The 15,058-nt window shown below is 30.0% G+C and carries 20 protein-coding genes and 1 pseudogene; 8 read left to right on the top strand and 13 right to left on the bottom strand.

Features of this window, described 5'->3' with window-relative positions:
- Positions 1–17 precede the first annotated feature (17 nt).
- The 9 genes from WY13_RS05750 to WY13_RS05715 form a co-directional block, all read right to left on the bottom strand.
- Entirely contained in the window at positions 18–1,430 is a 1,413-nt protein-coding gene (locus WY13_RS05750) for a L,D-transpeptidase family protein (RefSeq protein ID WP_156498973.1), read from the bottom strand.
- Between the two features lie 435 nt (positions 1,431–1,865).
- Positions 1,866–2,519: a M15 family metallopeptidase gene (locus tag WY13_RS05745; protein WP_242866343.1), complete on the bottom strand. Its 654-nt coding sequence runs from the start codon at positions 2,517–2,519 to the stop codon at positions 1,866–1,868.
- A gap of 285 nt (positions 2,520–2,804) precedes the next feature.
- Complete coding sequence (locus WY13_RS05740; protein WP_063554747.1) at positions 2,805–3,764, bottom strand: DUF4367 domain-containing protein; 960 nt, start codon at positions 3,762–3,764, stop codon at positions 2,805–2,807.
- Between the two features lie 2 nt (positions 3,765–3,766).
- Positions 3,767–4,198: a sigma-70 family RNA polymerase sigma factor gene (locus WY13_RS05735; protein ID WP_347459173.1), complete on the bottom strand. Its 432-nt coding sequence runs from the start codon at positions 4,196–4,198 to the stop codon at positions 3,767–3,769.
- Complete coding sequence (locus tag WY13_RS22170) at positions 4,141–4,311, bottom strand: hypothetical protein (protein ID WP_347459137.1); 171 nt, start codon at positions 4,309–4,311, stop codon at positions 4,141–4,143. Before WY13_RS22170 ends, WY13_RS05735 begins: the two co-directional genes overlap by 58 nt.
- Positions 4,312–4,503: 192 nt before the next feature.
- Positions 4,504–6,075: a serpin family protein gene (locus WY13_RS05730; protein ID WP_063554746.1), complete on the bottom strand. Its 1,572-nt coding sequence runs from the start codon at positions 6,073–6,075 to the stop codon at positions 4,504–4,506.
- Positions 6,076–6,437: 362 nt separating this feature from the next.
- Positions 6,438–6,746, bottom strand: coding sequence for an ArsR/SmtB family transcription factor (locus WY13_RS05725; RefSeq protein ID WP_063554745.1), 309 nt, complete (start codon positions 6,744–6,746; stop codon positions 6,438–6,440).
- 101 nt (positions 6,747–6,847) lie between these two features.
- Positions 6,848–7,180, bottom strand: a complete 333-nt coding sequence (locus WY13_RS05720) for a (Fe-S)-binding protein (protein ID WP_204377945.1) — start codon at positions 7,178–7,180, stop codon at positions 6,848–6,850.
- A gap of 48 nt (positions 7,181–7,228) precedes the next feature.
- Positions 7,229–7,531: an aminotransferase class V-fold PLP-dependent enzyme gene (locus tag WY13_RS05715; RefSeq protein ID WP_063554743.1), complete on the bottom strand. Its 303-nt coding sequence runs from the start codon at positions 7,529–7,531 to the stop codon at positions 7,229–7,231.
- A 494-nt stretch (positions 7,532–8,025) separates the two neighbouring features.
- Between WY13_RS05715 and WY13_RS05710 the strand changes: the two genes are divergently transcribed.
- From WY13_RS05710 to WY13_RS05675, 8 genes are all read left to right on the top strand, one after another.
- Positions 8,026–8,220, top strand: coding sequence for a hypothetical protein (locus WY13_RS05710; protein ID WP_063554742.1), 195 nt, complete (start codon positions 8,026–8,028; stop codon positions 8,218–8,220).
- A gap of 13 nt (positions 8,221–8,233) precedes the next feature.
- Entirely contained in the window at positions 8,234–8,611 is a 378-nt protein-coding gene (locus WY13_RS05705) for a hypothetical protein (RefSeq protein WP_063554741.1), read from the top strand.
- 3 nt (positions 8,612–8,614) lie between these two features.
- Positions 8,615–8,908: a 4Fe-4S dicluster domain-containing protein gene (locus WY13_RS05700; RefSeq protein ID WP_063554740.1), complete on the top strand. Its 294-nt coding sequence runs from the start codon at positions 8,615–8,617 to the stop codon at positions 8,906–8,908.
- Positions 8,901–9,752, top strand: coding sequence for a glycine cleavage system protein GcvH (gene gcvH / locus WY13_RS05695; protein WP_063554739.1), 852 nt, complete (start codon positions 8,901–8,903; stop codon positions 9,750–9,752). The genes WY13_RS05700 and gcvH overlap by 8 nt, the downstream gene beginning before the upstream one ends.
- The gene (locus WY13_RS05690; protein WP_063554738.1) at positions 9,745–10,146 is read left to right on the top strand and encodes a putative zinc-binding protein; all 402 of its coding nucleotides are present in this window, start codon (positions 9,745–9,747) and stop codon (positions 10,144–10,146) included. Before gcvH ends, WY13_RS05690 begins: the two co-directional genes overlap by 8 nt.
- 1 nt (position 10,147) lies before the next feature.
- On the top strand, positions 10,148–10,561 hold the full coding sequence (locus WY13_RS05685; RefSeq protein WP_063554737.1) for a putative zinc-binding protein: 414 nt from the start codon (positions 10,148–10,150) through the stop codon (positions 10,559–10,561).
- Positions 10,558–10,746, top strand: coding sequence for a hypothetical protein (locus tag WY13_RS05680; protein WP_063554736.1), 189 nt, complete (start codon positions 10,558–10,560; stop codon positions 10,744–10,746). The genes WY13_RS05685 and WY13_RS05680 overlap by 4 nt, the downstream gene beginning before the upstream one ends.
- A 180-nt stretch (positions 10,747–10,926) precedes the next feature.
- A complete protein-coding gene (locus WY13_RS05675; protein ID WP_063554735.1) occupies positions 10,927–11,295 on the top strand; it encodes a hypothetical protein in 369 nt (122 codons plus the stop codon).
- Between the two features lie 188 nt (positions 11,296–11,483).
- Here the strand turns inward: WY13_RS05675 and WY13_RS05670 are convergent.
- From WY13_RS05670 to arsD, 4 genes and pseudogenes are all read right to left on the bottom strand, one after another.
- Positions 11,484–11,747 (bottom strand): annotated as a pseudogene (locus WY13_RS05670) (permease); the annotation flags it as partial.
- A gap of 23 nt (positions 11,748–11,770) precedes the next feature.
- Positions 11,771–12,826: an ACR3 family arsenite efflux transporter gene (gene arsB, locus WY13_RS05665; RefSeq protein ID WP_063554733.1), complete on the bottom strand. Its 1,056-nt coding sequence runs from the start codon at positions 12,824–12,826 to the stop codon at positions 11,771–11,773.
- Between the two features lie 79 nt (positions 12,827–12,905).
- A complete protein-coding gene (arsA, locus tag WY13_RS05660) occupies positions 12,906–14,651 on the bottom strand; it encodes an arsenical pump-driving ATPase (RefSeq protein WP_063554732.1) in 1,746 nt (581 codons plus the stop codon).
- 21 nt (positions 14,652–14,672) lie between these two features.
- Positions 14,673–15,050, bottom strand: coding sequence for an arsenite efflux transporter metallochaperone ArsD (arsD, locus tag WY13_RS05655; protein WP_063554731.1), 378 nt, complete (start codon positions 15,048–15,050; stop codon positions 14,673–14,675).
- Between the last annotated feature and the right edge of the window lie 8 nt (positions 15,051–15,058).

The raw sequence follows: 15,058 nt of genomic DNA, 5'->3' as shown, positions 1-15,058 counted from the left end.
AATCGTATAGTATTATACTAATAATAACAAACAACTGGAGTACCTTTATCAATATTTTGGTATATTGTACTTGCCAAATAATATGGTGAGTTTACACAACCATGTGAACCATCTGACATATATATATTTCCACCAAATGAACTTCTCCAGCTTGCATCGTGAATTCCAATTCCTCCATTAAATGGCATCCAAAAATCCACTGGTGAACTGTATCCTTCACCCTTTAATGTGGCATGTCTTTCTTTATATTTTACCCAATAAACACCTTCTGGTGTTGGATGTCCCTGACTTACATTACCTGTAACAACATCCCCTTGTACTACTAGTGAACCATTTTTATAAAACCATAAATGTTGATCGCTCAAATCTATTTCTACATAGGTATTTCCTATGTCATTAGCTCCACGAGATGCTGCAGTTTGACTATATGCTGGTTCTTTTTTTACAGTTCCACCTTGTTTAATGTAGGTAATCAAATTTTCTGTTTCCTTAGAAGAATCAATGTCCCAGCCATAATCACCGCCGCCAACACTTATTGTTCTTCCTGAAGTTGTAACAAAACTTCTTGTCTTTCCAATTGTATCGTAAGTTTTTGAAAGCTCAAGCATATACTTTTTTATTTTATCTTTGTCAAATTCAACTTCGAAATTATCATTAACTGTAAGCCAATTATTTATCTTAGAACCATCTATAGTTTCTTTTTTATCTCCAAATGTATAGATAATTTTAGAAGATACATACTTATTAAGGAGATCTCTAATTTGGGTAGTTTTTACCGACTTTACAGTATACTTTGGATTTAAATAACAATTCATTGCTTCTAAATCCAGCGTAGTTTCACCTTTAGATATTGCCTTTATTACATTATTATATAGTGCAGTTTTATCTACTTTACTTCCATATACCTCATTTACAATAGTATAACCTTTATCTGAGTATTTAAAGCTAGGATTTTTAGGTTCAATTACATTTTTACTATCAAGACAAGAGAGGTTATTTATTTTCTCTTCCAATAGCTGCTTATCATATGAAACTGCAGCTGTCATTTTAGTATCATTTGTATCTAAAAATGCTATAATCCATTTATAGGCACCTTGCTTATTCTTAAGATTCCTAAACTCATCATCTGAATTATACTTTAACTTAATGTCAGATCCACTAATTTGTTCGCTTTTACTACCTCGCTCTTTTAAATTTAACTTATATAATTTTATTTGAGATGTCAATTCCGTATTTAATTGCTCTGCAGTTTTACCTGAAACATTCACACCATTAATTTCAGATCCAAAATAAAAGTGTTTTGTGAAGTATGCTGCCATCCCAAAATATATAATAAGTAAAATGCAAATAGAAATGATAGTACCTTTGATAATTTTATTGCGCTTATTTTTTCCCTCCTTCTCATTTTCCTTTTCTGCATCATTTTCCATAATACCCATCCCTTCTATAATTACAATAAAAATTTAAAAATTAAGGCTTTATAGTCTTTAATATTAATTAACTTATATAGATAAAGACTACATTATATTTTGTGTAATAAAACTCATAGTTAAAACAATTATTACGTGATAAAACTAAAAAAATAAATAAACTAAAAGAACGGATATTAACTATTCATTCAGTTCAAAATCATTAGTACACATCATTTTTACAACACATCTCAGGAAAACTTCTCTTCTTTATTTTACATTATTCCAATTTTTGTGTCTACCTTTTATTTGAAAGCAATATCCTAAGCATAACACTGTAATTTTACAGCATTATGCTTAGGTTTACAAATCCATTTATTTAACAAATAATACAATTTTTATTGATAACCTACTGATTAAAATAATTATTTGCTAAATTCATCAATTATATCAGATTTATTTTTCACCTAAGTACTCCTCCAGCACTATATTCTTATAATATATTTCTTTTGCTGCTTTTACTCCAACATAACGAATATGCCAGGATTCATAGCTATAACCTGTTATAGACTCTTTTTCTTTTGGGTATCTCAAAATAAATCCAAAATTATGTGCATTACGCCTTAACCATTTACCTTCCTTAGTTTGTCCGAAATCTACCATTAACCTACCTTGAGCACCATCTTCATTGGTAACATCTATGGCAAGACCTGTTTGATGTTCACTTGTACCAGAATATGCTACATATTCATCAGCTTGCTTTTTGCCTACCCGTCGAACTCTTTCATCATATACTTGTTTTTGTGACTTATAAGATCTATAAGCTGATACACCATATAAATTCATATCCTTTTTATGAGCATACTTGAATAAATTTTCCAACTGCTCAGCTGCTTCACCTTGCATCATCTTTTCTTCATGAGATGCACTTGGTGAAAATTCCACATTAGGTATTGTTAAATTTTCAGGTATATAGCTTGATGATAGAGGATGATTTTTATTTACCAAAATTAAAAATTCATTTGAATTTTGATTATTTGAATATATACGATCATTTTTAGCTTGACTTAAATTACATACTGAGTAAGCTATTACTGCAGCTATCAACAATAACGGTATTATAACTAACTTTTTGAATTTATATGCCCCCACAACTTTTAATTATTTTGTTAACTCTACTATGTAAGACACATCTTATACAAAAAAAGTTCAATTAAAAATGTTATAATTAGCTTAAAGCTTGATTCTTATTATCCTATTAAAAAATATTATAAGCATAATACTGAACTACTTCAGTGAAAACATTCACTTTTTCTCAGTATTATGCTTATTCTCATAAAACCTGTTTATCCACTGGCTGTAAGCCATAACTTCATTTGATGCCAAGCATTTTGTTTATTTAATAGAATCTGCAATTTTTATTAATTCAGCTTTTCCAAATGCTCCTCTACCTGATAAGCTATAAAGTACCCCATTATTCTCCCAGTTCATGTTTCTGTTATCACACAATATTGCGTCTTTTCCATTAACTTTTACTTTTTCAATTTTTCCATCTGTTCCATCTTCATATTTATTTTCTTTGCTAGCAAATCTTTGCTGCATGGAAATATACTTTTCTGTTTTTGCATTAGTAAAATATAAATCAATATATTCTTTACTTACGCTTCCATCGTTACCTTTATAAAATTCTGCTCTATCAAATTTATAACCTTCTGGTAAATAGGAAGGCAACTTAACATTAAAACAAGTATATCTATTTAAGCTGCTAGAATTTTTAACTATTAACATATTGTTCTGAATTTTTTCATCTTCAGCTTTTGCCTCAGTTACTGTTACTATCTTTCCATTTAAAATAGTAGCAATTTCTTCACCTGATTTTGTATATAATTTCCCTGTATTTTTCGTAACTACTGTTACAGGATTTTTATTTTTATCAAAAATTTTGCCTTTTAAATTAGTTCGAATTACCATTTGCGAAGGTTCTTGTATTTGTTCCGCTGTTATATGACCAAGGGATATTCTATTTATTACTTTTTCTGCTAAACCTTTAGCAAAAGAAGTCTGGGTAAACACACCACCTACTACTAAAAATACTGCTGCTGCAGCAGCTGTCTTTTTTATTTTATTTGATTTTTTCATAACATTATCTCCTTTATACTTATTTACATTTTTTAACGTTTTATTAAAAACAGCTTCTTTATTACTATTTTCACTGAAATCTCTATTTGCTAAAGTTTTACCGATTTCTAAAAGCTCATTGAATTCTTCACTGTTTGATTCATCAACATTTTGTATTCCATTAAGATAAGCATCCATATTCACAGAAAATTTATCCTCAATACTTTTTTTGTTCATATCTATACCTCTCTTTCCAATTCTTTTTTTAACTTTTTCATTGTTCTATAGAGTATTACCCCCACATTACTTTCTGTAATGCCAATAATTTCTGCAATTTCTTTATTTTTTAAATTTGCTCCAAATTTAAATGCTATAATATTTCGTTCTTTCGTATTTAAAATATTTAGCGCTTTTAAAAGTTCATCATTAGTCTCTGATTTTACAAATACATCCTCCGGATTCTTTTCCGTGGATATTACCTTTTGCAATTTATCCATAGAAAACACTTTATGCTTTTTCAATCTCCTAAAATAATCATTTATTACGTTTCTTGCTATAGCAAAAAGCCATACTTCAAAAGGAGATTTATCTTCACTATACGTGTTGATTTTAATCATTGCTTTTTCAAATATTTCACTCGCCAAGTCTTCTGTTTCTTCATTACAATTAATCCGGTAATATATATAGTTGTAAATTCTCTTATAGTAGGTTTCAAAAATATAAGTAAAATCTTTATCTCTAGATTTTTTTCATCTAAAGCATTAATTAATGTAGTTTGTTCCATATATTTTAAAACCACCCCTTTCTATGATTTTTTTACCTAGCTAAGTAATTCATCATATGTTAATACGTATAAACCCTAATTTCATTACACATATTTAAAAAAACTTCTAAGACAACCTGTAATATATAATTTGTCTACATAAAAAAAGCAAGCTCTTTCGAACTTACTTCTTTTAAATATGATATATTTTAACTATTTTTGTGGATTTTCAACTTTTCCCATAAATACTATTACTCCTGTGTTACAATCTCTTATTGCAAAAACAAAAGGTCTGTCAATAGTAAAATCAACATTCTTGTATTCTGGCGGCATTGATGATCCACACATTTCCAAAGCAGTTACTGCTGCTGCTGCCGTTCCCTTTTCATCTACATTGATAGATGTTTTGTGTGTAATTTTACTTATAAATAGCGGCTTTTGCTGTGAAATTCCACTAAAATCAGCTTTATTTACATCAAAAGCTGTAACTATGCCTAACTTCTTAAGTATATCAACCATGTTGTCTTCTTCATATTCTAGTTTAAACTTAGGTATTTTCATAGTAACTCTTGCATCATAGAAGTCATTCATCCATTTGTCCATATTACTTTTACTAAAGCTTGATACAAAATTGTTTATATCTACTCCCTTATCCGGTAAAAACAAATCCATTTCTAACCCATCATAGTAAGGAATCTTTACAGCTGCAAAATTATTTTCTTTTAAATAACTACTTACACGCATATCTTCCATATTATCTGTTTCTATTTTTTGACCGTTTGATAAATTAAATTCTTCTGGTTTTGTATTAGCTTTAGGAAATTCATCTAACCAGGTTCCTTTAAAGTTTACAGAATTGATCAAAATAGCTACATCGTCTGCATTAATATTATCTATTATCTTTTTTACTTGTCCATCTGTACTTTTATCTACCCACTTATTGATGATATCTACTGAATTATCATTTTTGAAGTCTAACGTGCTTACTTCTGAATTATAATATTTTTGTGAAGTATCAATAAATTGCTGATCTAAATTCGTGCTTTTATCAACCCATATGGAATCCGCTGTTTTTAGCTTTGTTGATTTCAAGTTATTGAAATAATCCAATAAACTGTAATATTGTTCATTTATAGTTTTATCATCTGCATTACTTAACCCTATAGACTTTAATATTTCATTTTTTGTATCTCCTGCCGCTCCATTTTGTGTCTCGGCTAATATGGTTCCTATACTTAACGGTGATATTATTATATTTTTATTCTTATCCTTACTTGTCAATTGCTTCATTAAATCAAATGCAAACTTATTATTTGATACACTTACTAAACTATCCTTATTTATATCTATTGTTTTAATACCATTAACAGTAAATTTCATAGTAATTGGCTGCTTAAGGTTACTTGTAGATGAACCTGTTTTACTATAAAGTTTTAAGTCTTTAGAAACATTCAAATAATAGGTTTCTCCTGCCTTATATCCATCCTTTGGAGGATATATTAAAATACTGTTACCATAGTTTGCCTCATTAATTCCCGTATCAATTATGTTACCCTTTGAATCTGTTACAGTAATAGCTTTGTCCGAAGATGGCCAATCAACTAACAAACCCTGCTTAAAAGTTAATTTCCACACTTTTTCTGTACTAACATCCTTTTGTTCTGTCCATTGTTTTATATTTCCCGCTGCATCACTAGCTTTTACCTTTTGCATATAATATCCAGAGCCTGCGGATACAAGTATAATTGAAATTAAAACAGACATAAACACTTTTGATTTAAACACATAAATTCCCCCCAAATAAAAAACAGTTCAAGTTATAAATCCTATATAAATAGTTTTTAATTATCCCTATATATATTCTATCATATAAAACATTATTTACTACCACAACTATTAAAAGGTTAGTTTAGAATTTATATTAAACTAACCCTTTTCCATATTCTAAAAGTTTACTTTTCCTGTTTTAATCCAAAGTACTTTCTTCCCCATAACAAAGCTACATTTCTGTCCCTCTCTTAGGTTCTAAAAGTAACCTTGTAAGCATACTTTCCAAAATGGAATACCTAAATAAATTGCCACAGAAATAACTATAAGGCCCACCCAACTGTAAGGCAGGTCTTCATTCTAATTTAATTTTCTAAACTTTACAACGATTCTGTTTCCTTAATATTATTTACATAATCCAAAACATATTTCCCAACATCCTCAATAATATTCTTAACATTATCACTATATAATCCATAGTGCATTTCAAGCCCTACCTTTTCACTCTTAACTAATCCTGCATCTTTTAAAATTCTTAAATGCTGAGACAAATTTGCCTGACTATATTCAAACTTCTCATTTAGTTTGCACACACATTTAGGTCCATCACATAAAAACTTCATTATTTTAAATCTTACCGGATGACCCAATGCCTTAAACACTTTTACTGCTAAATCATCTTGATTCAAAATTTTTCCTCCTTATCCACCTAATATCTTCTATTTATATTTATCTTTTTTCACACTAAACTTATAAAGAATAATTCCTTTTAATTAAATACTAATATACTTTATATAGTATAGGTTATTTTTATTAAAATTTCAATGTTAACTGTAAAAGCAATACAAGTAGTTTCTCCACATTTTTTACAATTTTTTTTAGGTAAATATGAATAAATCTTAAAAGCCGATGGTTTTTTTCTCATTTCATAATTTGGTTCTATACTATTCTTATTATCATATGTTTCATTTATTAAATCCTTTACAAAATCCATTATAGAATATGCATCGGTTTCATTAATTGCTTTTGCAACAGTCATATCATTGGTGTAAATATTTATTAGTCTACTATCTTTCTTAAATGTAAAGCTAGGCATATTACTATTGTAACTTCCACTTTTCACAACTGAATTTAGATACACATCATCACTACCTTTTCCATTCTATTTTAATCATATCCAATAAGTTAAGCTGCTTGTTATTACATGCTCCCCTTCTTTTAAAAAGCCATTAATCACCACATTAAGTGCTTCTGTAATATTTGAAGTAAATATTACTTTTGCTGGATCACTACCATTAAATAGCTTACATATCATTTTTCTACAGTTATAAATAAGTCTATCTGCCTCAATAGCAGTTTTATAAGCACCTCTCCCCGATGTTGCTCCAATATTTTGCATGTATTCCATCATCTCTTTCATTACTGCATATGGTTTTGGGAAAGATGTAGCTGCATTTTCTAGATATATACCCAATATAAACACTACCTCTCTTATATAGTACTTATAAGTACCTCCATTTGAACAAGTCCAACAATTTGCAATAGCGTTTAAAGATAACTAATCTTCATTAATATAGCTTATAACTATTTTATAATATAATTTAACATATTTTTATGTCAATATATTTAATAATGTTTATTTTCTTGAAATTTGATATACTCTACTTTTTTATACCTTCTATTTTCTCAAAACTATAAGCGTTATGCTCAAATTAAATATTTTTATCATTAAATCATCTTAATTAAAATTTCAATGTTGACTATAAAAATTTGTAGTAGTACTATAATTATATAACTATTTAATTAAATCATTATTATATGATAAAAAAATTAAAACATAAGGAGAATTTATAAATGGTAACTATTCAAGAAAAGGCAGCCAAATATGCGAAAAAAGTCCATGGCAGTTTTTTAGTCAAGAAGCATAACAATAGTGTAACCTGTTGATCAGGTAATACGACTACAGTCGTGAATCTCAATGTTGAGATTGTAAAGGATTTTAGAAAAGAAGGGTTTTATGATAAATACCAATATGATGGAGTTAGCATTTATATATTAAATAGTTTAATTTTGAAAAAAGATGCTTATATTTTTATGCATCCTAAAATTCCATTTATGAAACCAATTTTCGATGCTAGAGGAATAGAAATAAAACAATATTAGGGAGGATTTTATTATGGAAGAAAAACAATTACCAGGTTTTATTATGTGTGTATGCACTGGAAAGTGCCCAGGCTTTAAGGCAATGGATATCTGGGATTTTATTAATCAGGTTAGAATAGAATTACCTGTAGAATATGGATTTATACATCCACAACTTTGTGAAGAAGATGGTGATAGATTTCTTGCTGACTTTTTAAAATCTCATAGAAAATTAATAATTGGTGCCTGTGCTCCAAATATGCAAAGAAAGATGTTTAAACAAGCTTTTAAGGATGCAGGTCTTGATATTGAAAAAGATGCAGTTATGCTGGACATAAGAGACATGACTAATGAAAAAGCTTTTGGAATAGTTGAAAAGGCTTTAAAAAAATTAGGTATTGAGGAGGAATAAGTTATGAGTGAATCAACTTTTATGGGAGTTCCAAGAGAAAAAATAGATTGGAGCCCTAGAATAGATTACGATAAATGTAATTACTGCATGGAATGTGTAAAATTTTGTCCTCACAACGTTTATGAGGTTAGAGAAAATAATGATAAAAAACTTATTGTAAAAAATCCTGATAACTGCGTTGTGTTTTGTCGTGCTTGTGGAAAAACTTGCGGCGTTGATGCACTAACATTTCCTAATAAAGGTGAAACTACAAAAAAAATAAAATTCATACGAAAGGAGTTAGAAGGTAATGAGTAAATCTTATGCTATCTTACCCTGTAATGGTCTTGATAAATGTGCCGGATGTATTTCTAAGGAAGTTGCTATAAAACTTATAGAAGTTACCGATAGTGAAATTATTTGTCCAGTTTTATACAGAGCAGCTGATGCAAGATATAATAAAATTGCAAAAGAAAAACCTCTGCTTGTAATTGATGGCTGCAGCACAAGATGTGCCAGTAAACTTGCTTCTGAAAAAGGATTAAAGATTGCTCAAAAAATTAATATAAGTAATGAAGCAAAAGCAAATAACATTACTATTAGCAACAACTTAAAACTTGAAGAAAATGAACTAAACCTTGTGAATATTATTACCAATAAGCTTATAAAAGAAGAAACAAAAATGGAAACCGAAAATTCTTTTGCTTTTCCTAAAGACATCCAATATGAGATTTATAAAAAAGATAAGTTTACATTCAGAGTACCAAAGGAAGGGTTTTATTTTAATGAAAATGATTGCTGGGTTTATGTTGTAGGTAATAGAGCAAGAATAGGTGTTGCTGATTATGTTCAGCATAGTCTATCAGATATAATATTCTTTGAACAACCATCAGTAGGAAGCGCAGTAGAACAATTTGACGAAGCAGGGTGTATAGAATCAGGAAAGGCTGCTTTTGAAGTAGTATGTCCTGTAAGTGGTACAATTACAGCAATAAATGAAAATTTAATTGAATCACCTGAACTAATAAATGAAAGTCCTTATGAAGAAGGCTGGATTGCTGAAATAGAATTAAGTGATTTTGAAAGTGATAAAGAACTTCTTTATGACTTTGATAAATATTTTGAAGTATTAAAAAGAAAGGTGGATGAATTCCATGTCTAAAGTAAAAGTTATTCCATGTAGTGGTATAGGTAAGGTATTTGGCCTTATGGCAAGAGAAACTGCTCTAAAGGTTACAAATGAGTTGAAAACTGATGAAACTGAAATCCTTTGTCTTGGTCACATAGTAACAGGTGATGCTGATGCTAAAGAAAAAATAGAGGGCCATCCCTGTATAACTATAGATGGGTGTCCAAGACTTTGCTCCGCTAAAAATGTATCTCTAGCTGGAGGAATAGTAAAGGCTAAGTATAGAACTGTTGATGAAATGAGAAATCATAAAGGTGTAGATGCTGGAACTGCAACAGCCCTTACAGAAGAAGGATGGAAAATAACTGATAAGTTATGTACAAAAGTTTGTGCAAAAGTTGATGAAATATTAAAGGAGGCTGAATAACATGTCTGATACAAAAATTGGGGTATTATCCTGTAGTGGTGAAGAATGTTTGGGAGGTACGATTTCAAGATTAGCTACTAGAAAAATGCTGGAAAAACTCCGTAAGGATAATACTGTTACTCTGTGCCTGCCTTTATATCTTGCTGGTGGAGAAGAAGAAAGGTCTTTTGCAAAGGATTATCCTGTAATTACAATAGATGGATGCAGCAAATGCTGTGCTAAAAGAGCAACAGAAAAGTATAGTGGAAAAGTAAGTGATACTGTAATTGTTTCTAATGTATTAGGCGAAGATGCTGCTTTAAGTAAAATTGTTTCTTCTAAAGACTTAAAAAAAGAACACTACCAAATGGTTGACAAAGTTGCAGATGATATATGTCAGAAGTTTGATAAAATAACGCTGGAGATTGAAAAATGATTTACAGATTAACATTTATGGACAAAGAAGGAGAATTTCAATTTAAAGATTTTCAAACCAAACAAGAAATGGATCTTTTTATTGAAAAAAATAATTTAAAAGACCTCTGGCACCAATCTGAACAACTATCCATGATTCCTTCAAAAAATGAAAGCGATTTCAACAAAGGTAATAACGTTCTTTAATTTTTAAATAAAGAAGTTGTCCTTATAATCAACCTCTTTATCAATTTATTACTAAATTTGATATGGCATCTGAATCCATAGCAAATTCAGTAATATTTTTTCATAATAATAACAAAAATAACTATCGTGCTATAATTATATTATAATTAAAATTATATATTATATAGGAGTGTGAAAAATATGATAGTAAGTGAAGAAATGAAATCTGTAATCAAATTAATTACTGAATTAGATGGTTATAAGTGTCATGGGTTAGTAAATTATAAAAAGGGAGTTTCTGCTTTAAATGAAGATTCAAATCCTACTGATCAAAGCAATTTTTTTCCGCAGCAATGTACATCTATAATAAATACTCTATTTTCATCTTTAAAAAACTTGAATGGAGGTACTCCAAACAAGCTTATAGTTGAATCATCAAATATGACTATGTTGATTGCTATAGTAAATGATACATATTTCTGTGGGATTGGCCTTGAACCAAACATTGACTACCAAAAGGCATCACTTGCTTTAGAAACTTTGAGGAAAGCAATAAAATTACAATATTAATATGATACTCCATGATGAAATATATTAAAACAACTAAGCTGCTAAAAGCAAACCATATATCGGTTAATTTTTAGCAGCTTTTTTAATAAATTAAAAGATATTCTGAATTATCTTCTCTAAAAATATTGTTTACTTTACACTAACCAGCCTTTACTATGGCTTTCTATGATAACTATTAAATTTATATATCATGCTATTATAAAATTAAACATATGTCCTGTAAATACTGTTCCAAATCCAACAATTGTTATAAATACAGCAAGAAGTTTAGGTTTTAATACTCTTCTTAAAAGAATCATTTCTGGTACACTTAATGCAGTAACCGCCATCATAAATGAAAGTGCTGTACCCATAGCAACCCCTGCCCTTGTAAGTTTGCTAACGAGTGGAATTACTCCTGCAGCATTTGAATAGAAAGGTATTCCTATTGCTACTGCTACAAATACTGTAAAAGAAGCTACATAGTCTCCAATATTTATTTTTCTTGTTTTAAACCAAAATACTTTCTTCCCCACAATAAAGCTACATTGACAAGTCCGATCATAACAGGTACTTCAATTAATGGTCCTATAACAGCAGTAAAAGCTTCCTGGGACTGAATACCAAAAACTGCTACTGCCACTGCAATTGCCAGTTCAAAATTATTACTTGCAGCTGTAAATGACAAACTAACTGTTTTATGATAGCCTATTTTTGATTTATAACTTATATAAAAAGATACAGAGAACATAATTATGAAGTATATAATCAAAGGGACAGCAATTCTTACAACATCCATTGGGAGTTCAATAATGTATTTTCCTTTAAACATGAACATTATAACTATAGTAAATAATAATGCTATTAGTGCTAAAGGACTTATCTTAGGTACAAAAGTTTTAGTATACCATTCTGTCCCTTTCTTAGGTTCCAAAAGTAATCTTGTAAGCATACCTCCAATAAAGGGAATACCTAAATAAATTGCCACGGAAGAAGCTACCTCTCCCATAGAAACATGAACCTGCATACCTTGTAATCCTATAGCTTTTGGCAGCACAGTAATAAATACATACGCAAATATTGAATAAAATACTACCTGAAATATAGAGTTAAATGCAACTAGCGCTGCTGCATATTCGCTGTCGCCATCTGCAAGGCTATTCCATACAATTACCATAGCAATACATCTTGCAAGGCCTATGAGAATTAATCCTACCATGAAATGTGGATAATTTCTAAGAAATATAACTGCTAAAGCGAACATTAATAAAGGTCCTATAACCCAATTTTGAACTAATGAAAGAGTTAATACTCTGGGATTACGAAAAACCTTTCCTAGTTCCTTATAGTTAACTTTAGCAAGTGGCGGATACATCATAACTATAAGACCTATAGCTATAGGAATAGATGTTGTTCCAACCGACAAATTTGACAATGTATTAGATACACCGGGTAAAGCCCACCCTAAAAATATTCCTAATGCCATTGCAATAAAAATCCATAATGTTAAATAACGATCAAGCCATGATAATCTTGACGATTGACTACTCATACCAAAACCTCCTAAACTTTTTTAATTCTTAATAAAATTTAATATTCCATCTTTAAGTTTTTCACAAGACATACCTGCTTTATTTTATTAAATCTAATAAAATAACACCTTTCACTTCTTCTGGTTTCCATTCGATAACCGCAAAGTTTCCTTTAGAAATTTCACTTACTTTATTTATCCAGGATATCTCACTGTTTGCTTTTACTTTGAGGATATCATTAGTGGTATTAGCTGCAAACAGGCTTGAATTTATAATCCACCATTTACTACTAATTCCTGCTCTCTTTAAATCTTTCTCTAATCTCACAGCTTCATATACAGGTGTAGCTTCAGCTAAAGTTACAATGATGACTTCTGTTTCATCAGCATTTCTAAGCTTTGGTAAAAGTTTTTTAACTGATTCTGGTATGTCACCTTGTGATCTTTTTATTTCTCTATTATAGTTTTGGGTAGAATCCAGTAATAGTAATGTATGACCTGTTGGTGCAGTATCAATAACTACTATTTCTTCTTCAGATTTTTCAACTATTTCTGCAAAAGCTCTAAATACAGCTATTTCCTGAGTGCATGGAGACCTTAAATCCTCTTCTACATAAGCTATATCTTCTTCACCCATAGTTTCTCTAGCTTTACTCAAAACTTCTTTTTTATACTTTTCTAGTTCCTTCTTTTCATCAATATGACTTAAAGTGATACCAAAGCTGTCATCTAAAACAAACTTTAAATGCGCTGCTGGATCTGTAGTAGTTAAATGTACCTTTTTGCCTTTCTTTGCAATTCCTAAAGCAATAGCTGCTGCTGCAGTGGTCTTCCCAACGCCACCTTTTCCCATTGTGAAAATCACCTTTTTACCTCTATTGTATAAATCGTCAATAACATCCTTTAATTTAGATATCTTTTCATCATTTAAAGTTTCATTACTATATTCAATGTTATCTTCCTTTAAAAAAGCTCTTACATTTTCAATTCCTGTTACATTATAGGGCCTTAGTGGAATCTCATAAGTCTCTAGTTTTTTTAAATATTCTGGTATATATTTCAAAGCATTTTGCTGCTTTTCATAAATTGCATTTGAAAGACCATCATCATAATTTTTTAGGACTCCATTTATAATCAATATCTGATTATTTATTCCTATATCTTGTAATTCCTTAGATGCTCTTTCTGCTTCCTTTAAAGGTGTATTTTGAGGCCTCGATACAAGTATAAGGGTAGTTTTTTTCCCATCTGCTAAAGTTTTTACAGCATTTTTATACATTTCCTTTTTGCTTTCAAGCCCTGCTAATTGTCCAAGACAAGATGCTCCATGGGTGTTTTCACTTATAAAACTGCTCCAGGCCGACGGCAACTGCAGCATTCGCAGTGTATGCCCTGTGGGAGCAGTATCAAATATAATGTGATCAAATTGTTTTTGTATTTTTTCATCAGTTATAAAATTAGAAAATTCATTAAAGGCTGCAATTTCTACAGTACAAGAACCTGATAGCTGCTCTTCCATATTTTTTATTACTGTATCTGGAAGCTTTCCTCTATAGGGTAAAATAACACTTTCTCTATATTCTTTAGCAGCATCTTCTGGATTAAAATTTGATACTACTAAATTTGGTACTTCCTTAATAACAGTTCCCTTATTATTTAACTCTGTGTTAAATACGTCCTGTAGATTTGAAGCTGGATCTGTGCTTACAAGCATGATTTTTTTACCTTGGTCTGCTAAGTTAACTGCAACTGCACATGCTGCTGACGTCTTTCCCACGCCGCCTTTTCCTGTAAAAAATATATATTTGGTTAAATGTATATCATTCAAGTTAAAAGTCCTTATCATGGGTTAATACCTTCCTTCTTTCTAGCAGCAGCCTTTATGGTTGCAGCCGCAACTTTTAGTAGGTTTTTTTATTGCTACATTAGATATTTCTTTCTTAGACAATCCTGACCATTCCGAAAATTCCTCATTTGTTGGATATTCTTTAATTTTTTTAACTTCGCCATCAACAAGGGTTATTGGAAGTATATCAGCACCATTTGAGTTTAAATATTCATTGATTTTCTTGTTGTCTATAAATACCTGCGGCTCACTGGAAAGATTATGCCTTACTACATTAGCACCTTTTTTAACCATATTATTTATGACTGCTGCAACTCTTAAAAGTTCTTTATTTATACTTGGTCCACAAACACCTGTTGAGCAGCACATAGCTGGATCAAAAATCTCTATTTTACTCAATTTATATC

The sequence above is a fragment of the Clostridium ljungdahlii genome (genome assembly GCF_001636845.1).
Classification (GTDB): Bacteria; Bacillota; Clostridia; order Clostridiales; family Clostridiaceae; genus Clostridium_B; species Clostridium_B ljungdahlii_A.
This window is presented reverse-complemented; position numbering and strand designations above follow the sequence as displayed.